The sequence below is a fragment of the Xanthomonas citri pv. citri genome, assembly GCF_000961215.1.
GTDB classification, from domain to species: domain Bacteria; phylum Pseudomonadota; class Gammaproteobacteria; order Xanthomonadales; family Xanthomonadaceae; genus Xanthomonas; species Xanthomonas cissicola.
Genome location: NZ_CP008998.1, coordinates 4,200,304 through 4,220,713, shown reverse-complemented (window position 1 = coordinate 4,220,713; position 20,410 = coordinate 4,200,304). Strand labels below are relative to the sequence as shown.

The 20,410-nt window shown below is 64.6% G+C and carries 19 protein-coding genes; 9 read left to right on the top strand and 10 right to left on the bottom strand.

The genetic code is table 11. From position 1 onward, the window contains the following. The first annotated feature begins 42 nt into the window (after nucleotides 1-42). Both AMD14_RS18495 and AMD14_RS18490 read left to right on the top strand, forming a co-directional pair. Nucleotides 43-774, top strand: a complete 732-nt coding sequence (locus AMD14_RS18495) for a CoA transferase subunit A (RefSeq protein WP_003484175.1) — start codon at nucleotides 43-45, stop codon at nucleotides 772-774. Then, the gene (locus AMD14_RS18490; protein WP_015463610.1) at nucleotides 774-1,403 is read left to right on the top strand and encodes a CoA transferase subunit B; all 630 of its coding nucleotides are present in this window, start codon (nucleotides 774-776) and stop codon (nucleotides 1,401-1,403) included. The genes AMD14_RS18495 and AMD14_RS18490 overlap by 1 nt, the downstream gene beginning before the upstream one ends. A gap of 57 nt (nucleotides 1,404-1,460) precedes the next feature. Here the strand turns inward: AMD14_RS18490 and AMD14_RS18485 are convergent, their stop codons facing one another. Together AMD14_RS18485 and AMD14_RS18480 are read right to left on the bottom strand one after the other, a co-directional pair. Further along, nucleotides 1,461-3,548 (bottom strand): glycoside hydrolase family 99-like domain-containing protein, encoded by a 2,088-nt coding sequence (locus tag AMD14_RS18485; RefSeq protein WP_015463609.1) that lies wholly within the window; start codon nucleotides 3,546-3,548, stop codon nucleotides 1,461-1,463. Beyond that, nucleotides 3,545-5,194 carry an electron transfer flavoprotein-ubiquinone oxidoreductase gene (locus AMD14_RS18480; RefSeq protein WP_005913458.1) on the bottom strand — a complete coding sequence of 550 codons (1,650 nt, stop codon included), beginning with the start codon at nucleotides 5,192-5,194 and terminating at the stop codon, nucleotides 3,545-3,547. Before AMD14_RS18480 ends, AMD14_RS18485 begins: the two co-directional genes overlap by 4 nt. Before the next feature lie 115 nt (nucleotides 5,195-5,309). Between AMD14_RS18480 and AMD14_RS18475 the strand changes: the two genes are divergently transcribed. Continuing rightward, nucleotides 5,310-5,912, top strand: coding sequence for an alpha-ketoglutarate-dependent dioxygenase AlkB family protein (locus AMD14_RS18475; protein WP_015472701.1), 603 nt, complete (start codon nucleotides 5,310-5,312; stop codon nucleotides 5,910-5,912). A gap of 207 nt (nucleotides 5,913-6,119) precedes the next feature. Here the strand turns inward: AMD14_RS18475 and AMD14_RS18470 are convergent, their stop codons facing one another. The 4 genes from AMD14_RS18470 to AMD14_RS18455 all read right to left on the bottom strand — a co-directional run bounded on the left by AMD14_RS18470 (nucleotide 6,120) and on the right by AMD14_RS18455 (nucleotide 9,847). Beyond that, a complete protein-coding gene (locus tag AMD14_RS18470; protein WP_015463607.1) occupies nucleotides 6,120-6,764 on the bottom strand; it encodes an ABC-type transport auxiliary lipoprotein family protein in 645 nt (214 codons plus the stop codon). Then, the gene (locus AMD14_RS18465) at nucleotides 6,761-7,687 is read right to left on the bottom strand and encodes an MlaD family protein (RefSeq protein ID WP_003484185.1); all 927 of its coding nucleotides are present in this window, start codon (nucleotides 7,685-7,687) and stop codon (nucleotides 6,761-6,763) included. Before AMD14_RS18465 ends, AMD14_RS18470 begins: the two co-directional genes overlap by 4 nt. A 2-nt stretch (nucleotides 7,688-7,689) precedes the next feature. Further along, nucleotides 7,690-8,532, bottom strand: coding sequence for an ABC transporter ATP-binding protein (locus AMD14_RS18460; protein ID WP_005920778.1), 843 nt, complete (start codon nucleotides 8,530-8,532; stop codon nucleotides 7,690-7,692). A gap of 85 nt (nucleotides 8,533-8,617) precedes the next feature. Beyond that, nucleotides 8,618-9,847 (bottom strand): MlaE family ABC transporter permease, encoded by a 1,230-nt coding sequence (locus tag AMD14_RS18455; RefSeq protein ID WP_016850205.1) that lies wholly within the window; start codon nucleotides 9,845-9,847, stop codon nucleotides 8,618-8,620. Nucleotides 9,848-9,898: 51 nt separating this feature from the next. On the opposite strand from AMD14_RS18455, the gene AMD14_RS18450 reads away from it, so the two are divergent. Beyond that, nucleotides 9,899-11,158: a threonine/serine exporter family protein gene (locus AMD14_RS18450; protein WP_011052364.1), complete on the top strand. Its 1,260-nt coding sequence runs from the start codon at nucleotides 9,899-9,901 to the stop codon at nucleotides 11,156-11,158. 56 nt (nucleotides 11,159-11,214) lie between these two features. On the opposite strand, the gene AMD14_RS18445 is transcribed toward AMD14_RS18450, so the two are convergent. The 3 genes from AMD14_RS18445 to AMD14_RS18435 all read right to left on the bottom strand — a co-directional run bounded on the left by AMD14_RS18445 (nucleotide 11,215) and on the right by AMD14_RS18435 (nucleotide 14,256). Continuing rightward, the gene (locus tag AMD14_RS18445) at nucleotides 11,215-11,676 is read right to left on the bottom strand and encodes an H-NS histone family protein (RefSeq protein ID WP_003491017.1); all 462 of its coding nucleotides are present in this window, start codon (nucleotides 11,674-11,676) and stop codon (nucleotides 11,215-11,217) included. Nucleotides 11,677-11,819: 143 nt separating this feature from the next. Next, nucleotides 11,820-13,514, bottom strand: a complete 1,695-nt coding sequence (locus AMD14_RS18440) for a proline--tRNA ligase (protein ID WP_003491014.1) — start codon at nucleotides 13,512-13,514, stop codon at nucleotides 11,820-11,822. 343 nt (nucleotides 13,515-13,857) lie between these two features. Beyond that, nucleotides 13,858-14,256, bottom strand: coding sequence for a DUF4124 domain-containing protein (locus AMD14_RS18435; RefSeq protein ID WP_005913471.1), 399 nt, complete (start codon nucleotides 14,254-14,256; stop codon nucleotides 13,858-13,860). Between the two features lie 131 nt (nucleotides 14,257-14,387). On the opposite strand from AMD14_RS18435, the gene pssA reads away from it, so the two are divergent. The 5 genes from pssA (at nucleotide 14,388) to AMD14_RS18415 (ending at nucleotide 18,056) form a co-directional block, all read left to right on the top strand. After that, the gene (gene pssA, locus AMD14_RS18430; RefSeq protein WP_005913472.1) at nucleotides 14,388-15,161 is read left to right on the top strand and encodes a CDP-diacylglycerol--serine O-phosphatidyltransferase; all 774 of its coding nucleotides are present in this window, start codon (nucleotides 14,388-14,390) and stop codon (nucleotides 15,159-15,161) included. 22 nt (nucleotides 15,162-15,183) lie between these two features. Then, nucleotides 15,184-15,639: a hypothetical protein gene (locus AMD14_RS18425; protein WP_015463605.1), complete on the top strand. Its 456-nt coding sequence runs from the start codon at nucleotides 15,184-15,186 to the stop codon at nucleotides 15,637-15,639. Further along, a complete protein-coding gene (gene rimI, locus AMD14_RS18420; protein ID WP_003491004.1) occupies nucleotides 15,636-16,118 on the top strand; it encodes a ribosomal protein S18-alanine N-acetyltransferase in 483 nt (160 codons plus the stop codon). Before AMD14_RS18425 ends, rimI begins: the two co-directional genes overlap by 4 nt. 32 nt (nucleotides 16,119-16,150) lie before the next feature. After that, on the top strand, nucleotides 16,151-16,294 hold the full coding sequence (locus AMD14_RS24765) for a hypothetical protein (RefSeq protein ID WP_155400525.1): 144 nt from the start codon (nucleotides 16,151-16,153) through the stop codon (nucleotides 16,292-16,294). Nucleotides 16,295-16,922: 628 nt separating this feature from the next. Continuing rightward, entirely contained in the window at nucleotides 16,923-18,056 is a 1,134-nt protein-coding gene (locus AMD14_RS18415; RefSeq protein WP_011052360.1) for a pectate lyase family protein, read from the top strand. A 300-nt stretch (nucleotides 18,057-18,356) separates the two neighbouring features. Here AMD14_RS18415 and AMD14_RS18410 read toward each other — a convergent pair whose 3' ends face one another. After that, entirely contained in the window at nucleotides 18,357-20,330 is a 1,974-nt protein-coding gene (locus tag AMD14_RS18410) for a transglycosylase SLT domain-containing protein (protein WP_015463604.1), read from the bottom strand. Nucleotides 20,331-20,410 lie beyond the last annotated feature (80 nt).

Below are 20,410 nucleotides of genomic sequence, written 5' to 3'. Positions count from 1 at the left end.
CGGATAGAATGGGCGCTTCACATCAGCGAGGTGAGGGCGGTGATGCGCAGCGAAGGACGTGGTGCGGCAAGCGGCAAACGCTATGCCGATGCCAAGGCAGCACTGGGCGGGGTACTGGCCAATGGTCAGACCCTGGCGGTGGGCGGCTTTGGGTTGTGTGGAATCCCGGAGGCATTGATTGCAGCCGTGCGCGACAGTGGGGTCGGCGGGTTGACCGTGATCTCCAACAACGCTGGCGTCGACGGATTCGGGCTTGGTCAATTATTGGCCACCCGGCAGATCCGCAAGATGATTTCGTCCTACGTGGGCGAAAACAAGGAATTCGAACGCCAATACCTGGCGGGCGAACTCGAGCTGGAGTTCAATCCGCAAGGCACCCTGGCCGAGCGTTTGCGCGCCGGTGGCGCGGGCATTCCTGCGTTTTACACCGCCACCGGCTACGGCACGATCGTGGCCGAGGGCAAGGAAACGCGCGAATTCGACGGCAAGCATTACGTGCTGGAAACCGCGTTGCAGGCCGACGTGGCGCTGGTCAAGGCATGGCGCGCCGATACCGCTGGCAACCTGGTATTCCGCAAGACCGCGCGCAATTTCAATCCCGCCTGCGCCATGGCCGGACGCGTGTGCATCGCCGAGGTCGAGGACATCGTGGAGCTGGGCGTCATCGATCCGGATCAGGTGCATCTGCCCGGCATTTACGTGGACCGCCTGGTGCTCAACGCCACGCCGGAAAAACGCATCGAACAGCGCACCGTGCGCGAAGGACAGCAGTGATGGCCTGGACCAGAGACCAGATGGCCGCACGCGCGGCACGCGAACTGACCGATGGCGCCTACGTCAACCTGGGCATCGGCTTGCCGACGCTGGTCGCCAACCACATCCCCGACGGCGTCGATGTGTGGCTGCAGTCGGAAAATGGCCTGCTTGGCATCGGCCCGTTTCCGACCGAAGACGAAGTGGACGCGGACCTGATCAATGCAGGCAAGCAGACCGTGACCGCCCGCGCCGGTGCCAGCTATTTCGGGAGCCACGATTCGTTCGCGATGATCCGTGGCGGCCACATCGACCTGGCGATTCTCGGCGCGATGCAGGTCACCGAGCGTGGCGACCTGGCCAACTGGATGGTGCCCGGCAAGATGGTCAAGGGCATGGGCGGCGCAATGGATCTGGTGGCCGGCGTCAAGCGCGTGGTGGTGTTGATGGGGCACGTCGCCAAGGATGGAAGCCACAAGATCTTGCGCGAATGCGACCTGCCGCTGACCGGCGTCGGCGTGGTGGACCGCATCATTACCGATCTGGCGGTGTTCGATGTCACAACGGATGGCTTGGTGCTGGTGGAGGCGGCCGAGGGTGTGGCGCTGGATGAGTTGCGCCATAAGACGGGTGTTGAATTCGCTACTTGACCGAAGGCGATCTACGCAGCGGCGAGCTCATGAGCACCTAGCGACACGCACGGCGCCTCAGGGCGCCTTACGTGCGTAGCGGTAAGGTCCGCTGGCGGTAGGTTGAGGGATTCCCAACAGCTGGTCGATTGTTGCGACATGATGTCCGCAGTGGCTTACCGCAACAGCCAGAAAGCGCTCGATCGCATGGGCCAATGTTCCATCGATCTGACCTTGCTCGTTTTCAAATTCACTGGGATGCAAGTTCGCATCCAGTAACGGGCGTAGCGCTTCCAGCTTGACCCAGAACATACTGCCGGACGCGAACACGCTATGTTCGTCTATCGCGTCCGTGCCTGTGCGGACAGCGAGGTAATCGAGTGCATCGGCATTGCCGCCGATAAAGTCGGTGACGGGTAATAAGTGCTGCGCGGGCGCCGCAAGGCCGAGCAGCGGGTCATCGGTGAATCCGCGCATGATTGCATCGGCGTGCTGTGGCGTAAGCAATGCAGAGAACATTTCGCGCCTCCACGCGTCTCCGTCCTCGCGGTGGGTCGATTTTTTCGTATGCAGTTTCAAAACCACCTGCTCGCCTTCGTCGAGCAATCGATTGGCAACCCGCAGGAAAGGAAGAATATCGCGGCCTCGATTTTCGAAGCCGTCCACCTGCGCCTGGACGCCACGCTGCTGCAGGCGCTGGCGAACCTGCTCGACCATCGTGATATCGGTAGTGACGACAAGCCGCAGCGACAGTCCGCAGTCGGCAATTGCGTCTAGCGCTTCGTCCAGTACGTCGAGGTACCAGGCGTGCAACACCACGCACGCATCGCGCAGATCAGATCCGGTGGCGGCTCCTGCCGTGTGCAACAGCGCTTGCCGTGTCGCGTGCAGCCATGCGTACCCAAGGCGGGTATCGGGTTCGAGTACAGCGCCCTCGGCCCACTCGTTCCAGGCGTTGATGAACACCAAGCGATGCGCGGGCGGCGTATTCGTTAGACGATCCCGTACGGTGCGCATCAGCCAATCGCGATAACGGCGAGGTGATGCATGCAGATAAATGCGCCCCTTTCCCGAGCGCCGCGGCTCATTGTCCCAGCCAGGGTTTACGCCTGGGTACAACGTGTATTCGCGCAGCGGTCGCTGCTCCATGTCGCGGGCAAGTTCTCGCCAGTCGAGTACATCGCCATTGAATTCTGGATTGATCAAGCGCTGCCGGGCAGCCACCGAAGGCGGCGTGCTCATGTTCGGCGGGAATTCGACGGCAGCATCGAATCCGATATCGCGCGGGTCAGGCCGTTCGAAACCCTGCACATACGCAAGGTGAATCTCGCCGATTCCGTGGTCGCGGCACCAGCCCCGCCAGCGATCGGCTGTCTGTGTGGGCTCAGGCAGCAAATGTGGTCGATATACCAACAGCACCGGTCGTCCTTCGACGCGCAGGTACTTGGGATTTCGCATGTAAGTTGCGACATGCGCAATAAAGGCCAGGTCGTCGTCCGCATCATGCGCCTGATCGATCAGGATATCGTCGCCGCGGCCATCCCAGCGGCGTGCCCATTTCTCATTGGCCCAGCAAAGACAGAACGGCAGGGTGATCGTGTCATCTTGGTGCCATTGGGTAATCGGCATTTCCAGCAAGGTCTTGCCGGCAAACCAATAGAAGTAAAAACAGAAGGCGCCAAGGCCATACTCTTGCGCTAGGCGTGCTTGCTCGCGCATGACATGGGGATTGCGAAGGTCATAGAAGCCCAGATCCGCGGGGAGTCTGGGCTGTTGGTGGCCTTCGAACTGGGGAAGCGCACGGCTGACATTGCGCCATTCGGTGAATCCCTTGCCCCACCATGCATCGTTTTCAGGGATCGGATGAAATTGCGGCAGATAAAACGCGATCAGCTTCGCAGGAAGCGTTTCAGGCAGCGTGGCCGCACTGTATGGGACATATCCAATCGCTGCTTCGTCGCTGCGTACTGCTGGCCGGCGCGAGCTGCCATGGCGCACCCGGCCGCGTGCCGGTTCCGGAACCCAGTCGGCATGTCGATCCAGAAACCAGCCGCGCCAGCGGTCGCGTGTTGCGTCGCTCAGCGGTATCGCACGAAATCCTGCGCGCAAGAGGCCGAACACGGATGTGCGCAGACGCGACTGCAGCGAGCGACCGGTTGCGCTCACAGATTCTGGTAGTTCGGGCCCGAACCACCCTCCGGTGTGACCCAGGTGATGATTTCGTACGGATCCTTGATGTCGCAGGTCTTGCAGTGCACGCAGTTGGCCGCGTTGATCTGCAGGCGCTTGCCGGAGGGGCTGGCGGTGTCTGCGACCATTTCGTAGACGTTGGCCGGGCAAAAGCGCGTGCAGGGGTTGTCGTATTCCGTCACGCAGCGGGTGGCGCATACATCGGTGTCCAGCACCTTCAGATGCACCGGCTGGTCTTCATCGTGCTCGGTGGCGGCGAAATAAACGGCTTGCAGGCGGTCGCGGGGGGCCAGGTCGCGGGTGACGTAGTCGCGCTTGGGTCGCTCGTACTCGCCGAGCTTGTGCAACGCCGACCAGTCGGGTTTGTTCTTCAGCGTCCACGGCGAAGCGCCCTTGAGCGCGGTTTCCCAGGCCGCGTTGAGCAGGCCGAACCACAGGCCTTTCTTGAAACCGGGTTTGATGTTGCGGACTTGCTTCAGCTCGGCCATGACGTCGGAGGCGCGCAATGTGGCATCGAAACCCTGCGGCGCCAGCTGCGATTGCACCAGGTGTTCGGCGGCCAGCATGCCGCTGCGGATCGCCTGGTGGGTGCCCTTGATCTTGGGCACGTTGAGCAGGCCGGCGGTGTCGCCAATGAGCAAGGCGCCGGGCATGTCCACTTTCGGCAGCGATTGCCAACCGCCACTGACCAGTGCGCGGGCACCGGCAGACAAGATGCTGCCACCTTCCAGCAGCGGCTTGATCATGGGGTGGTTCTTCCATTGCTGGAAGGCTTCCCACGGCTGGTAGGTCGGGTCGCTGTAGTCCAGCCCGCTCACATAGCCGAGCGCAATCTGGTTGTTGTCCAGGTGATACACAAAGCTGCCGCCGTAGGTACGGTTGTCGGCTGGCCAGCCAATGGTGTGCACGATCTTACCGGGCGTGACGCGGCCTTCCGGGACCTGCCACAGCTCCTTGATGCCGATCGAATAGCCTTGCGGGTCGCTGTCGGCGGTGAGGTCGAAGCGCTTCAACAATCGCTTGGTCAGGTGACCACGCGCGCCTTCGGCAAGCACGGTCACCTTGGCGCGGATGTCGATGCCGGCGGTGTAGCCGGACTTGTGCGAGCCGTCTTTTGCAATGCCCATGTCGCCAATGCGCACGCCCACCACCTGGCCGCTGTCGTCGTGTAGCGTCTCGGCGGCGGCGAACCCGGGGTAGATCTCCACGCCCAGCGCTTCGGCCTGCGGCGCCAGCCAGGCGCACATCGCGCCCAGGCTGACGATGAAGTTGCCATGGTTGCGCATGCCCGGTGGCACCACCGGGAACTTGCGCGCGCTGTCCTTGCCGAGAAACCAGAATTCGTCGTCGGTGGCCGCCACGCAGATCGGCGGCGGATTGTCGCGCCAGCCTGGCAGCAGTGCATCCAGCGGGCCGGGCTCGATCACCGCACCGGACAGGATATGCGCGCCGATGGTGCTGGATTTTTCGATCACGCAGACGCTGATGTTCGGATCGAGCTGCTTGAGCCGGATCGCGAACGACAGCCCGGCCGGACCGGCACCGACGGTGACGACGTCGTATTCCATGACGTCACGCTCGACCGCCTCTGACGCGTGTGCGCCCACTCCCGCTTCCGACATTGCTCCGCTCCCGTTGGCTCGATGGCTGTCGCGCATTTTCCGGGATTGCATGTGACGGCGGCAAATCGTGCCGATTCATCCGCAGTGCGCAGGCCTGCGTGCTAGCGTGTCCGGCATGAGGATTCGGGTGGCATTGCCGGGAGCGGAGATCAACTGGTGGCGGGGTTGGCTGCAGCCTGCGCAGGCCGATGCGCTGATGCAGGCGCTGCTGGCGCAGGCGCAGTGGGAGGTGCACCGCATCCGGATGTTCGGGCGCATGGTGGATTCGCCACGCCTGAGCAGCTGGATCGGCGATCCGGAGGCGAGCTATCGCTACTCGGGCACGCGGTTCTCGCCACAGCCTTGGCTGGACGTGCTGCAGCCAGTGCGCATACGGCTGGAGGACGAGACCGGTCACCGGTTCAACAGCGTGCTGGTCAATCGCTACCGAAGTGGCAGTGATGCGATGGGCTGGCACAGCGACGACGAGCCTGAGCTGGGCGCGCAGCCGTTGATTGCCTCTGTGAGCCTGGGTGCCACGCGGCGCTTTGCGTTCAAGCACCGCGACGATGCGGCGGTGAAGCAAACGCTGGAGCTAGGCCACGGCGACCTGTTGTTGATGGGCGGTGATACCCAGCGCCACTACAAACACGCGTTGCCGCGCACGGCGCGGCCGATGGGGGAACGGATCAATCTGACCTTTCGGCAGATTGCGCCGGCTGAAGCAGGTTCAGGCTAGCGCCTGCGGGACGCTTGCCGAGGGATGGTGTATGCGACTCATCCGGCGCTGCGCGTCACCTTCTCCCGCGTGCGGGAGAAGGCAGGGCGACGTATCTGGGTGCCAGTGCCGGGTGGGATGAGTTCCGGCTACAGGCGACGCGTCGGCTCAGAGCAGCTAACAAAACTCCTGCGCAGCCGCTAGGCGGGCGCGTTTTTTTAGCCGCTCTCAGGGTGTACGCGGCAACGCGCTGCTGTCCTGCTGCCCGGTGGTCAGCGTCCAGCCGACCAGCTCGGTGGTGAGCTGGGTCAGCGCCTGCTCGAACGCCATTGCCACTGCGGCGGTATCGGTGCCGGTGGATGGGCGTGCGACCAGGAAGGTGCGCGAGGCGACCACGCGTTGATCGGCCGAATGCAGCAGTTTGGCGTTGAGTTCGATCGTGGCCGAGGGCAGCGACTGGCCGGCGTAATCGGATTCGAAGCGGCGCAGGTCGATCGCCAGCTTGTAGTCGGAGCGGATGCCGGTGCCGATATGGGCCACCGCGGCAATCTTGCCGGAGTCTTCGAACGCGCGCACCACGCTGTCTTCCAGCATGTCGGTGGCGGGCTGTGCCCAGCCAGCGCCGTGGTAGACCTGCAGTTCGCCAGGGGTCGGGCGCACATTGATGCGCGGGCTGTCGATGACGCGTGCGGCGCTGGGCTTGGCCACCACCAGCTGCCAGGTCACCTGTGGCCACGCCGGGTTCGGGGTCATCCGCACGGTGGGCGCATAGATGGTGGCCGGTTTCTGGTCGCCGCCGGTCAGGACCGAGCAGCCGCCCAGCGCCAGCAACGAGACGCACAGCAAGAGACGCAACACGCGCATGGCAGTCATTTCGGTTCGAACTCCTTGGGTGCGTCGCGGCCGAGCAGGTAGCGCGCAGGGTTGTTGTCCAGTTTGTCGCTGACCCGGCGCAGATCGCGGATCAGGCCACGCAATTCGGTCAGTGTGGGGCCGAGCTGGCCCAGCCCATCATTGGCAAAACTATTGATGGCCGCGCGGTTCTCGCCAAGGATGTTGTCGGCGTTGCCGGCCGCCGAATCCAGCTTGACCAGGGTGGCATCGAGCTTTTCCAGGATGCCCGGCAGCTGCTGCACCAGGTTCTGATCCAGCCGCTTGATGGTGCCGTTGGTGGTGGTCAGCGTGGTGTCCAGATTGCGCGCGGCGTCGCGCGCGCTGACGATCAGCGCCTGCATGCCTTCGTCGCGATCGGCAATGCCGCCGCTGATCTTTTCCAGGTTCTGCAAGGTGGCCGAAATGCTGGCCACGTTCTTGTCCGAGAGCATCTGGTCCATGCGCTCGACGATGCGGTTGGCGGTGTCGGTGATGTTCTGCAGCGCCGATGGCGTGGTCTGGATGATCGGCGCATCGCTCTTGTCGATGGTGGTCAGCGCCGGCGCTTCGGGGGTGCCGCCGGAGAGCTGGATGATCGACGGCCCGGTCAGGCTGGTGATCGCCAGCTTGGCGCGGGTGTCGCTCTTGATCGGCGTGGTCGAATTGACGCGCACATGCGCGACCACCTGCCGCGGGTCGTTCGGCGCCAGGGTCAACTCGGTGATCGAGCCGACCGCGATGCCGTTGTACTGCACCGGGCTGCCGACCGACAGGCCGGTCACCGCCTCGCGGAACACCACCCGGTACTGCTGCCAGGTGCGGTCGGAGGAATATTTGGCGGCCCAGAGCCCGAACAGCAGCAGGGCCAGGCCGGCCACGATGGTGAAGGCGCCGATCAGGACGTAATTGGCTTTGGTTTCCATGCTCAGGCGGTCTCGGTGGAATCGGTCTTGGCCGCGCGCGCAGCGCGGGCGCGCGGACCGTGAAAATAGTCCTGGATCCAGGGGTGATCGATCTGCTCGACCTCGGCCAGCGGCGCATTGGCGATCACCTTGCGATCGGCCAACACCGCGATGCGGTCGCAGATGGCGTACAGCGTATCCAGGTCGTGGGTGATCAGGAACACGGTCAGGCCCAGGGCCTGCTGCAAGGTGCGGATCAAACGGTCGAAGGCGGCCGCACCGATCGGGTCCAGTCCGGCGGTGGGTTCGTCCAGGAACAGCAGCGGCGGATCCAGCGCAAGCGCGCGGGCCAGGCCGGCGCGCTTGCGCATGCCGCCGGACAATTGCGAAGGCAGCTTGTCCAGCGCATCGGCGGGCAGGCCGGCGAGCTTGATCTTCAGCAGCGCCAGTTCGAAATACCAGCGCTCGGGAAACTCGCCGTGGTGTTCCTTCAGCGGCACCTGGACGTTTTCGCCCACGGTCATCGACGAAAACAGCGCCCCGTCCTGAAACAACACGCCGGTGTTGCGGGTGATGTGCTGGCGGTCGGCGAACCGGCCCGAGCGCGCGTCCGCGCCCAGCACCTGGATGCTGCCGGCGTCGGGTTCGCGCAGGCCCAGGATGCTGCGCATCAGCACCGACTTGCCGGTGCCCGAACCGCCGACCACGCCGAGGATTTCGCCGCGCCGTACATCCAGATCCAGGTCTTCGTGCACGGTCTGGCTACCGAAACGGTTGGTGAGCCCGCGCACGGAAATCGCCAGCTGTTCGTCGTCGACATCGGCCTGTGGGCCGGGATCGGGGCGTGGGGATTCGGGATTGGTCACGGCACCTTCCTCTCCGATACCAATGCAAGCGCCGCGCTGCGGCTTTGTGCAAATCCCGAATCCCGAATGTCGAATCCCGGCTCCATCACCACCCCATCTTCATGAACCACAACGCCGCAATCGCGTCGAGAATGATGACCAAGGAAATCGTCTGCACCACCGAGGAGGTGGTGCGTTCGCCCACCGATTGCGCGGTTCCGCTGACCTTCAGCCCTTCCAGGCAGCCGATCAGGCCGATCACCAGCGCAAACAGCGGCGCCTTCGAGAGCCCGACCAGGAAATGCCGCAACTGGATGGTGTCGTGCATGCGCGCCAGATACATCTGCGGCGGAATATCCAGGTCGAACGCGCCCACGGTGACGCCACCGGCCAGGCCGGCGATCATCGCGATGAAGGTCAGCAGCGGCAGGGTGAAGATCAGCGCGAGCAGGCGCGGGATCACCAGCAGGTCGATCGGGTCCAGGCCCAGCGTACGGATCGCGTCCACTTCCTCGCGCGATTTCATCGCACCGATCTGCGCGGTGAAGGCGCTGGCGGTGCGGCCTGCCAGAACAATTGCCGTCAGCAGCACCGCGAATTCGCGCAGGAAGGCGATGGACACCAACTCCACCACATAAATTTCCGCACCGAAGTCGCGCAGGATGGTCGAGCCCAGGAAGGCGATCACCGCGCCCACCAGATACGACAGCAGCACCACCAGCGGCACCGCGTCCAGGCCCACCTGCTCCATGTGATGCACGGTGGAGGTCAGCCGGAAGCGCCGCGGCTCGTGGATCAGCCGCATGATCTTGACCAGGTTTTCGCCCAGAAAACTGTTCAACTCCAGGATGTCCTGGCCGACGCGGTGGGTGGCCCGGCCCAGGCGGTCGAGCGCGGCGACGAAGCCGTAATCGCGTTTGGGCTTGGGGCGCTCGTCGTTGAGTTCCTCGATGGTGCACACCAGTGCCTGGTGCTCATCGCGAAAATCGATCGCGTCTTCCTTCAGGCCCATGCGGCCGGCAAAGCGCAGCAGCTGCAGTACGCCGGCCGAATCCAGCTGCTGGATGCCGCGCGCGTCGATGCGGCGCACCCCGTCGGGCACGGCCTGCAGCAGTTCTGCCTGGGGCAGGGCGGTCGCCAGGACCCAACTGCCAGCGAGGCGGACCTGTGCCTGATCCTGCGAGTCTTGTTCGATGCGTGGAGGTTGCGGTTTGATCATGGGTGGCCTGTCCGTGGCGCCAGCATACAGGGCCAATGTGAGCGACGGATGGGGACGCAACCGCAGCGGCGTGCCGACGGCCGTCGATGAGGGCGCCGGCCGCACGTGCTGCGGCATACACTGGCGGCCTCGCCGGACACGGCGTTTCTCCGATCCGACCCGCCACGCATGTCCGCTGCCACCGTTGTCCTCCCGTCCGCCAGCGCCACCTACGCCCAGCGCGTCGCCTTCGTGTCCGAAATCGCCGGGCGCCTGCATTCCTATGGCACCACCGCGCAACGGCTGGAAGCAGCGGTGGTGGGGTTGTCGCAGAAGCTGGGCCTGGACTGCGAGCCCTGGTCCAACCCCACTGGCATCATCCTGAGCTTCAGCGACCCGACCAAGGCGATCGGCTCCAGCGACATCACCCGGGTGATCCGCCTGGCCCCGGGCGAGAACGATCTGTACAAGCTGAGCGTGGCCGACTATGTGGCCGACAGCGTGGCCAACGGCCGCATGAGCATCGCGCAGGGACACACCGCCTTGCGCCGGCTGGACCGCGAGGTGGACCGGCGCGGCAAGACCCTGCAGGTGCTGGCGTTCGGGCTGGCCGCCGCCGGCGTGGCCGGGCTGTGGAAGCTGCCGTGGCTGGATATCGCCACGGCCGGGGCGATCGGCATGTCGATCGGCCTGCTCACCCAGTACACCGACAAGCGCGCTGCCAGCAAAGAAGCCGGCGAGGCGCTGGCCGGCCTGCTGGCCGGGGTGGTGGCGGCGCTGGTGGCCTCCCTGCTGGGGCCGTTGAACCTCAATACGGTGATCATCGCCTCGCTGGTGGTGCTGTTGCCAGGCATGTCATTGACCAATGCGTTCAACGAGCTGGCCAGCCAGCACTGGGTCTCCGGCACGGTGCGTCTGGCCGGTGCGGTCACCACGGTGCTCAAGCTGACCGTGGGTGCGGTCATTGCGGTGACGCTGACCCAGCTGGTTGGCCTGCATCCCCAGGTGGCCGCGTTGCGGCCGCAGGCCGGTTGGGTGGAATGGGCCTCGTTGGTGGTGGCCGCTTATGCGTTTGCGGTGCTGTTCAAAGCCAATCGACGTGACTATTTATGGATCATGGCGGCGGCTATGTCAGGTTATGTCATTGCGCGTTATGCAGGACATGCCTGGGGCGGCCCGGCCGGTGTATTCGCCTCGGCAATGGCATTGACCGCTGCGGGAAATTTATTCGGGCGCGTGGTGCACAAGCCCGGTGCGTTGATCCGATTGCCCGGCATCATCATGCTGGTTCCCGGGAGCGTCAGTTTGCGTGGCTTTTTGACCCTGGTGCAGCAACAGGATGTCAGCGTCGGACAAGCCGCACTCTTGGCAGTGACCAATATCGTGATGGCATTGATGGCCGGATTGCTGTTTGGCAATCTGCTCATTCCTGCCCGCAAGAATTTATAAGGGGAAACACCCTGCAATAAAAACGCCGGCATGGCCGGCGCTCTTATTGGTTTGAATCAAGCGGCCTTGGACTTCTTGGCGGCGCGCTTGGTCACGGCTTTGCGCGGCGAGGCCTTCTTTGCGGTTGCTTTTTTCGCGCCGCCGACCTTGCTGATCAGGAAGTCTTCTACCTTCTTGCCGGCGGCGGTCAACTCGGCCAGCCAGCGCGGCTGCTTGCCACGGCCGGTCCAGGTTTCCTGGGCGTTGCCGGGGTTGCGATACTTCGGCGGCACCTTGCCCAGCTTGCGGCCGGCACGCGGACCCGGCTTGCCGGCACCCGCCGGACGGCCCGGGCCGGCACTGGCAGAAGCACCAAACAATTCTTCGATGGAATAACCCTGGGCTTTTGCAGCGCGGACCAGCTGCGTGCGGACCTTGGCGATCGGCGCGCGCTTGGCAACCACGGTCTGCTGCTTCTTTGCATTTTTGATCAGGGCGCTCAACTGCTTGGCCGACAGGCCACTAAGATCGATCGACATCACTGCTCCGGAAGATGAGAGAAAAAGAATGCCGGTCCATGGCAGCGGTGGCCATCATAAAGTGAGAAAACCGGTATGACAAATGCGCCGAAATAATTCGGCGCTTTGTGTTCATCCATTTGGAGCCGATGCCCGGGGTTTGATCAATGCCCCAGGCGGGAGAATAACCCGGCTTTATCCAGGCTTTCCGCTGCATCGGCGGTACGGGCGCGATATTCAAAAGTGCCGGCCGCCAATCCACGTTCCGAGACCACTACCCGATGCGGAATGCCCAGCAATTCCATATCGGCGAACATCGCGCCCGGGCGCAGTCCGCGGTCGTCCAGGGCAGCATCCAGGCCGGCGGCAAGCAATTGGTCCAGCAAGGCCTGGGCGGCGGCGAGCACCTGCGGGTCCTGCTTGGGATTGATCACGCAGACCACCACCTGCCACGGCGCCATCGGCGCGGGCCAGATGATGCCGGCGTCGTCATGGTTCTGTTCGATCGCCGCGGCCACGATGCGCGAAATGCCGATGCCGTAGCAGCCCATCTTCATCACCGCCGCCTTGCCACCTTCGTCGATGACGGTGGCTTGCAGCGCCTGCGCGTACTGGCTGCCAAGCTGGAATACATGGCCCACCTCGATGCCGCGAGCCAGGCGCAGTTCGCCGCCATCGGCCGCGCGTTCGCCTTCGACCACGTTGCGCACATCGGCCACGGTCTCCGGTTCGGGCAGATCGCGGCCCCAATTGACGCCGACCAGGTGGGCGCCGGACACATTCGCGCCGACCACAAAATCGGCCAGTGCGGCGACATCGCGGTCGGCCACTACGCGCACCGGGCGCGCGGTGTTGACCGGACCCAGGAAGCCCGGCTCGCAGCCGAGGTGTTCGCGGATCTCGCTTTCGTTGGCCAGGCGGTAATCGGCCAGTCCGGGCACCTTGGCCAGCTTGATCTCGTTGACCGCGTGATCGCCACGCACCAGCACCAGCACGAAGCCGGCCTGCGTCATCACCGCCACCGACTTGACCGTGCGCTGCAGCGCGATGCCGAGCAACTGGGCCACGTCTTCACAGGTCTTCTGGGTGGGCGTTGCCACCTGCTGCATCGCTTCGCTGGCCGCGGCGCGCGGGGCAGGCGGTGCCGCACTGGCGGCTTCCACATTGGCGGCGTAATCGGAGCCAGTGGAGAACGCCAGCGAGTCTTCGCCGGAGTCGGCGATGACGTGGAATTCCTGCGATGCATCGCCGCCGATGGCGCCGGAATCTGCCTGCACGGCGCGGAAGTCCAGTCCCAGGCGGGTGAAGATGCGCGTATAGGCGGCGCGCATGTTGTCGTATTCGCGCGCCATGTCCTCGTCGGTGAGGTGGAACGAATACGCGTCCTTCATCAGGAACTCGCGCGCACGCATCACGCCGAAGCGCGGGCGGATCTCATCGCGGAATTTGGTCTGGATCTGATAGAAATTCAGCGGCAGCTGCTTGTAGCTGTTGATCTCCTGGCGCGCGAATTCGGCAGCGGCCTCTTCGGCGGTGGGGCTGTAGCAGAACTCCTGTTCCTTGCGGTCCTTGATCTTGAGCAGCTGCCCGCCGAACTTTTCCCAACGCCCGGTGGCGTCCCACAGCTCGCGTGGCTGGATGGTGGGAAACAGCACTTCCACTGCACCGGCGCGGTTCATCTCCTCGCGCACGATGGCCTCGACCTTGCGCAACACGCGCAAGCCCAGCGGCGACCAGGTGTACAGCCCGGAGGCCAGCTTGCGGATCATGCCCGCGCGCAGCATCAGGCGGTGGCTGACCAGCTCGGCGTCGGCCGGGGTTTCCTTGGTGGTGTGCAGGTGGAACTGGGAAAGACGCATCGGGCTTCGCTTGGGCGGAAAGCCGCTAGTTTGCCAGTCTCGGGCCCTGCCGGTCATCGCCGGGCGCGCGTTGCGGATTGTCGCTGGCCAGGGCGGACCGGTGCGGGCGGCTCAAGTGGCTGGCTTGCCGGCACACGTGCGCCATAGGCTGCGCGGTCGTCCGCATACATCCGTCACCGGTGCCCGGCGATCGTGCAGCTGTTGGGGCCGCGCTTCGTCTACGACCTACGCAGGTGCGGCCATCAGGTCGGGTGCGCTGGCTCGGCCGGTGCTCGCGGCACCAAGGTGCTTGGCTCCAGCCCGGCGGCGGGACGGCAATCCCGTCCTGGTACCTCTTCCCGGCTCAGGTGGCCGGGCCGCCTGGGGCTGCCGGCTTGCAATAGGCCTTGACGGCGGCGTCGGCCAGGTTCCTCTGGGTCGCACGGGCATCCTGGTCCAAGACGGCGCCAGGCTTGCCGTCGGCGCCGGCCGCCATGGAAACCTCTCCCTTGCCGCTGAGCAGTTCCAGATTGCGGCGCGCGGTGAGGCAGTCGGCCGATTCGGGCGCGGCCGTCTCTGCAGCAATGGCGGCGGTGCCGCTGCGCGCGTCGATTCGGCGCGCTTCATAGCGCTGGCCGGTCGGTGGCGGGGTTTCGGTGTAGTGGGTCACGCCCTTGGCGTCCTTCCACTTATAAAGATCGGTCGCGCCGGCGGCGGCGCTGACCAGCATCAACAGGGCGCAAAGCCCGGACGACAGCTGCATGTGGCTTCCCCTGGATGATTCCCGTCGCGATTGCAGCATCCGCAGCGGGCGCTGGCAAGTGATGGGCGCGCAAGGTGCTGAACCGGCAGGCGCGCTACCGCCGGACAGACCTCAGGCCCTACACTTGGCGGATGGATGAGATGAGACCGCCCCCGCGCTCGCGCACGATTTACCTGCTGCCGAACCTGTTCACCACTGCCGGGCTGTTTTCCGGTTTCTACGCCATCATCGCCGCCGCCAATGGGCAGTTCGTCCAGGCCGCCATGGCGGTGTTCGTGGCCGCGGTGATGGACGGGCTGGATGGCAGGGTGGCGCGTCTGACCAATACCAGCAGCGAATTCGGTGTGCAGTACGACTCGCTGGCCGATCTGGTCAGCTTCGGCATGGCGCCCGCGCTGGTGATGTACCACTGGTCGCTGTCGGCGCTGAAGTACGACAGTAGCGTGATGGGCCGGGTCGGTTGGTCGGCTGCCTTTTTGTATGCGGCCTGCGCGGCGCTGCGGCTGGCGCGCTTCAACACCCAGGTCGGCGTGGTCGACAAACGCTGGTTCATCGGCCTGGCCAGCCCGGCGGCGGCTGGATTGATGATGTCCTTCGTTTGGGCCTTCGCCGACGACAGCCTGGGCTTCGATGGCGAGCAGCTGCGCTATGTGGCGCTGGCGGTCACGGTGGTGTCGGCGTTGCTGATGGTCAGCCGAATCCGCTTCTGGAGCTTCAAGGGCGGCGCGCGCGGCCCGCGTGCCGACCGCGTGCCGTTCCTGGCGCTGGCGATCGCCACGGTGGTGATTGCGCTGTTGGTGATCGATCTGGCGCGCTCGTTGCTGGTGATCGGCGTGCTGTACGCCTTGTCGGGTCCGTTGATGTGGCTGTGGCGACGCTGGCGGCGCGTGCCCGAGCTGCCATGAGCCAGTTTTTGTGAGCGACTCAATGAGCGAGCCGATCTGGTCCGATTTGCAGGTGTCGTATCTGCAGGCATTGGGGCATACCGTGTACCTGGATCGCGATGCGGTCGATGCGTTGCCCGCGCCTGTCGAGATTGCCGAGCGCGCACCGATGGCCGCGCCGGCGCGTGTGGAGCGTGCGCTGCAACCTGCAACGGCCAATGCGCCCGTCGCGCGGCGGAATGCACCGGCGGCACCGGCCGAAGCGCCACGTGCGCCCAGCACTGCGCCAGCGTCGGTGCCGCAACGGCGCAGCCGGGTCGGCATGCCGGATCGCCTGCAGATGGCCTTGCTGCGCGCATCCGGCTGCAATCCGGGCGATCCTGCGACCCAGGCCTTGATGGCATCCTGGCCGCTGGCGGAACTGCGCGGCAACCCGGCCGCCAAGCGTGCACTGTGGCCGCAGCTGCGTGCGCTGCGTCGGCGCCGGGACCCGGCGTGAGCGCATTGAATGCGCCGCAACCCAGCTCGCTGCGCGCAATGCGCGAGAGCGACCTAGATGCGGTGATGGAGATCGAGCTGCGCGCCTATCCGTTTCCGTGGACGCGCAACATCTTTCGCGACTGCCTGCAGGCCGGATATCCCGGCTGGGTGATGGAGCAGGGCGGCCGGGTCATCGGCTATGGCGTGATCAGCATCGCCGCCGACGAGGCGCACGTGCTCAACGTCTGCATCGCACCGGAGGCGCAATCGCAAGGCCACGGTCGCGTGCTACTGCGCGCGCTGATCAAGGGCGCCTGCGATCGCGGTGCGCGGCGCGCGTTTCTGGAAGTGCGCCCGTCCAACCCCTCGGCCATCGCGCTGTACCACTCCGAAGGCTTCAACGAAATCGGCCGGCGCCCGCGCTACTACCCATCCCACACCGGACGCGAAGACGCGTTGGTGATGGCGATCGAGTTGTTCTTCGAAGGATTTTCCTGAGCGCACGCATTCGTCGTTGAGGGAGCGGCCAGTTGGCGTTGTTGCGCCGGATGCCGGCGCTGATGGTCTTCGATTCGATGCTTGTGCTGAGCGATTGCAGGATGCACCTGCGCATGGAGCGTTTGGTATCTCGCTTGCGCAACGAGCTCGCCTTGCCCTACCGAATGGCTTGGTGAGGTCGCAGCGAACCGGTCGCCGGAGCGGTCGATGGCGGCGCGGACCCATGCGCATCAGACGCGTGGCGTCAAATGATGCTGCGCCCGTGCAATCGATCTGACCGTGGTCATGCGGCATGCTGGCCACATTGGAGCGAGGGGCGTGCGCCTTGCGTACAACATGGGCCGACGCGCCGGTCTGCGAGGTGGCGAATGTTTCGCCATGGACCGATAGGCGCTTTTGCGTTGCTCCCAGTCGTAGGCGGGCGGCGCTTTCGTGTTGAATGCCGCGGCGCGGCAATGCATTGCAACGACTGGTACGCCGAAAAACAGATGTATTTGAATGGTGGCGTGCATTCTCGCGTGGCACGCCCCATGGCGTGACCCGCAATCTTGCTGCGTTGCAGTGTCCTTGCGCTGTCTCTGCGTGTCCTGATCGCAGCGTTTTGTCTCTTCTTTTGTGTCTCGCAAGCGTTTGCGTGATTGCGCATGCATATCCGAAAAACGTCTAGATACAAGCGGTTGCAATGCTCCTAGTATCGGCTCCGCGGAATGGAATATTCCATATCTGAATAATACGTTCCGAGTCCGCTGGACCAGGGGTGCGCCGCAGCGCGGCGCATCGAACCCATTCGAGGGAGAGATCAAGATGAAGCCGAAATTTTCGACGGCGGCCGCCGCGTCGCTGTTCGTTGGGTCGTTGCTGCTCACCGGCGTTGCCTATGCCGATGCGGCGTTGGAGGTTGCAACCACGGGTTGGGCGACCCAGAACGGCGGCACCAAGGGCGGCTCCAAAGCAGCTGCCGCCAATATCTACGTCGTCAAGAACGCCGCCGAGTTGAAAGCAGCATTGAGCGCAAGCGTCGGGAGCAACGGGCGCATCATCAAGGTCAGCGGCATCATCGATATCAGCGAAGGAAAGCCTTACACCAAAACCTCGGACATGAAGACGCGCGCGCGTCTGGACGTGCCCACCAAGACCACGCTGATCGGCATCACCAGCAACGCTGAAATTCGCGAAGGCTATTTTTACGTCAAGGCCAACGACGTCATCATCCGCAATATCACCATCGAAAATCCATGGGACCCGGAGCCGGTCTGGGACCCGGATGATGGCAGCGCCGGCAACTGGAATGCGGAGTACGACGGCCTGACCGTGGAAGGCGCCAGCAACGTGTGGGTGGACCATGTCACCTTCACCGATGGCCGCCGTACCGACGATCAGAATGGCACTGCAAATGGTCGTCCGAAACAGCACCACGATGGCGCGATGGACATCAAGAAAGGCGCCAATTTCGTCACCGTCTCGTACTCGGCCTTCAAGTCGCACGAAAAGAACAACCTGATCGGCTCCAGCGACAGCGCGTCCAGTACCGACAGCGGCAAGCTCAAGGTCACCATTCACAACACCCTGTTCGAAAACATTTCTGCGCGCGCCCCGCGCGTGCGCTTCGGTCAGGTGCACCTGTACAACAACTACCACGTCGGCAGCACCAGCAATGCGGTGTATCCGTTCTCCTACGCGCATGGCGTGGGCAAGGAGTCGAAGATCTTCTCCGAGCGCAACGTGTTCGAGATCAGCGGTGTCAGCAGCTGCGACAAGATCGCCGCCGACTACGGTGGCAGCGTGTATCGCGATCAGGGTTCGCTGCTCAACGGCAAGGCGCTGTCGTGCTCGTGGAATACCAACATCGGCTGGACACCGCCCTATACCTACAATCTGCTATCGGCAGACAAGGTCGCTGCAGACGTCAAGGCGAAAGCAGGCGCCGGCAAGCTGTAACTGCCGCTGGCTGCAGGGCTGCAAACGCGGTGCAGCACCCAGCTGCACAACGCCCGCAGTGATGCGGGCGTTATGCGTTTGGCGTGGTGATGGATGTGGTCTGGGGGGGGCATTGCATCGTGGAGCTGGGAAATGCTTGCAGCACCCTTGCCTTTCCATGCCGATCCATGACCGCTGGACACGCTGCAGGTACGTCCTTGCCGCTCCCTGCGTGGCGTCCATGTTGCGTCAGTGCCGTGCGCAATGGCGGTGCCGCGCACGCGCCAGGGCCCCGCAACCGTGCAGGGCGCCCGGCGTCGCTCAATCCTGCGCGGCGTTATTGGCAGCCTGGCCCGGGGTACATACCGGTTTCAGACGTTTGTCCACCAGCTTGCCCATGAGCCGGTCGCTCAACGGCAGCATGTCGCCGTTGAGGCGCCAGTCGTAGATCACGCTGAAAGCCAACACGCGCGCGACATAGTCGCGGGTTTCCTTGTAGCTGATGGTTTCGATCCAGAAGTCCGGCTCGAAATTCGGCCGCTGCGACTGCCAGCGTCCGGTGGGGCCGGGCCCCGCATTGTAGGCGGCAATGGTGAGGTAGGGCAGCCCGTAGGTGTTGAGCAGCTGGCGCAGATACGCCGTGCCGATGGCGATGTTGGTGTCCGGCTCATAGAGGCTGCTTGCACCCGCATAGCCGGGCAGGGCGATCCCCTTGGCGACGGCCGCGCCAGTGCCCGGCAATACCTGCATCAGGCCCATTGCGTTGGCCGGCGAGCGCGCGCGTGGATTGAAGATGCTTTCGGCACGGATTTCCGCAGCCACCCAGGCTGGGTCGATCGCATTCTTGGCGGCCTCGCGACGAATGCTGTCGTCGTGGTGCAGGGGGAAACGCAACGCATAGAGCCGTTGTTCGTCCGGCTGCTTGCCGAGCGCGAACACCGCACGGTCGAACCAGCCGTTGTCGCTGGCAACTTCCACTGCCAGCCGGCGCTGGGTGTCGTCGAAGCGGGTGGCGGCATCGTTCCACTCGGCCACGGCCCAACCGGGGCGATCGATCTGAAATAACGCGATTGCGCGGACCAGGGCCGGGTCGCGCGCAACGGCGGCCTTTGCCTGCGCGCTGTCGTTGGGCTCCCAGGGGCAAAGCCGGTAAGGTTGCTGCAGGCGGTCTGCGGCCAGGAAGCCGTGGAAGGTCGGCGATTGCGCGGCGGCGCGATACAGCGGCTGGGCCGCCGCCGCAGCGCCGGTCTTTTCGGCCAGGCGGGCTTCGAAGTACTGCCAGCGCGAGTCGCTGCGCTGGCTCGTCGGCATCTTGCGAATCGCGGCCAACGCCGCCGGCCAGTCGCCGCGCGACATCGCCTCACGTGCACGCCATTCGTGCAGGCGTTCGTCGTAGGACGCGTCCGGTACGGCATTGAGCCGATGCGCCGAATCCGGCAGATACGAGGCGACGGTCCACAATGCGATCTGATACAGCACCTGCCCACGCTGCGCCTGGCTGAAGCCGAGCGCACTGGCAAGTTGCGGTAGCTGCTGCTCGGCAGCGTCGGGATCGCTCTTGGCCAACTTGGCCAGCCCGTCGACCGCGATGCGGCGGCTGCGCTCGGTCTTGGGCCAACCTAGTGCGCGCGGGTGGATCTTGTCGAGAAAGGCAGCGTAATCGATGGCCAGCGTCAGATCGGCCGCCGGCAGACCACGCGCGGCGGTGCGCATCACCGCAGGCTGCTGTGCATCGGCAGCGGCTTCCACACGTTCCCAGCGCAGCGCCGGCGTAAGTTCACCGCGCGATTCCAGCCCGGCAACCACTGCATCGCAGGCATCGGGCAGCGCCTTGCCGTTGCGCCACAGCGTCAGCGCATCGCGGCTCCACTGTGCATCGGCCTTGCCGGTGGCCAGGCGCGCGGTCAGTTGCGCGCAGCGCAGGCCGGCGTTGTCGGTGGACTTCCAGTTGGCCAGCAGCGTGTTCCAGTCTTGCCGCCGCGCCACCGCCGGCAGCCACGTGTTGCGGAAGCTCTCAGCCACGGGCTGGCCGGCATAACGCTGCAAAAATGCTTGCGCCTGCGCATTGGAGACGGTGTCGATACTGCGCTTGAGCGCGGCAAATTCCAGCCATCCATACAGCGGATGGCGGCTCAATGCAGCGAGCTGGCCGGCATCGGTCTGGCCGCGCTCTGCGGCCGCGATGGCATCGCGCATGGCAGTCAGCTGTGGGTCGAGGGTTTGCGCGTGCAATGCGGTGCTGCCAAGGCACAGCAGACAGATGAAAACAGTGGCAAGGCGGGGGGCATAAGTCATGGCGCGATGATACCCAAGCACGCCTGAGCGCCTGAGTGAATACGCGTCCTTCGCGCGTGATGGAGATGGCCGTCTTCGCT

Coding starts and splice junctions, on each gene's coding strand:
- AMD14_RS18495 (WP_003484175.1), top strand. CDS start 43: ATGCGCAGCGAAGGACGTGGTGCGGCAAGCGGCAAACGCTATGCCGAT.
- AMD14_RS18490 (WP_015463610.1), top strand. CDS start 774: ATGGCCTGGACCAGAGACCAGATGGCCGCACGCGCGGCACGCGAACTG.
- AMD14_RS18480 (WP_005913458.1), bottom strand. CDS start 5,194: ATGTCGGAAGCGGGAGTGGGCGCACACGCGTCAGAGGCGGTCGAGCGT.
- AMD14_RS18475 (WP_015472701.1), top strand. CDS start 5,310: ATGAGGATTCGGGTGGCATTGCCGGGAGCGGAGATCAACTGGTGGCGG.
- AMD14_RS18470 (WP_015463607.1), bottom strand. CDS start 6,764: ATGACTGCCATGCGCGTGTTGCGTCTCTTGCTGTGCGTCTCGTTGCTG.
- AMD14_RS18465 (WP_003484185.1), bottom strand. CDS start 7,687: ATGGAAACCAAAGCCAATTACGTCCTGATCGGCGCCTTCACCATCGTG.
- AMD14_RS18455 (WP_016850205.1), bottom strand. CDS start 9,847: ATGCCGCAGCACGTGCGGCCGGCGCCCTCATCGACGGCCGTCGGCACG.
- AMD14_RS18450 (WP_011052364.1), top strand. CDS start 9,899: ATGTCCGCTGCCACCGTTGTCCTCCCGTCCGCCAGCGCCACCTACGCC.
- AMD14_RS18445 (WP_003491017.1), bottom strand. CDS start 11,676: ATGTCGATCGATCTTAGTGGCCTGTCGGCCAAGCAGTTGAGCGCCCTG.
- AMD14_RS18440 (WP_003491014.1), bottom strand. CDS start 13,514: ATGCGTCTTTCCCAGTTCCACCTGCACACCACCAAGGAAACCCCGGCC.
- AMD14_RS18435 (WP_005913471.1), bottom strand. CDS start 14,256: ATGCAGCTGTCGTCCGGGCTTTGCGCCCTGTTGATGCTGGTCAGCGCC.
- pssA (WP_005913472.1), top strand. CDS start 14,388: ATGGATGAGATGAGACCGCCCCCGCGCTCGCGCACGATTTACCTGCTG.
- AMD14_RS18425 (WP_015463605.1), top strand. CDS start 15,184: ATGAGCGAGCCGATCTGGTCCGATTTGCAGGTGTCGTATCTGCAGGCA.
- AMD14_RS18415 (WP_011052360.1), top strand. CDS start 16,923: ATGAAGCCGAAATTTTCGACGGCGGCCGCCGCGTCGCTGTTCGTTGGG.
- AMD14_RS18410 (WP_015463604.1), bottom strand. CDS start 20,330: ATGACTTATGCCCCCCGCCTTGCCACTGTTTTCATCTGTCTGCTGTGC.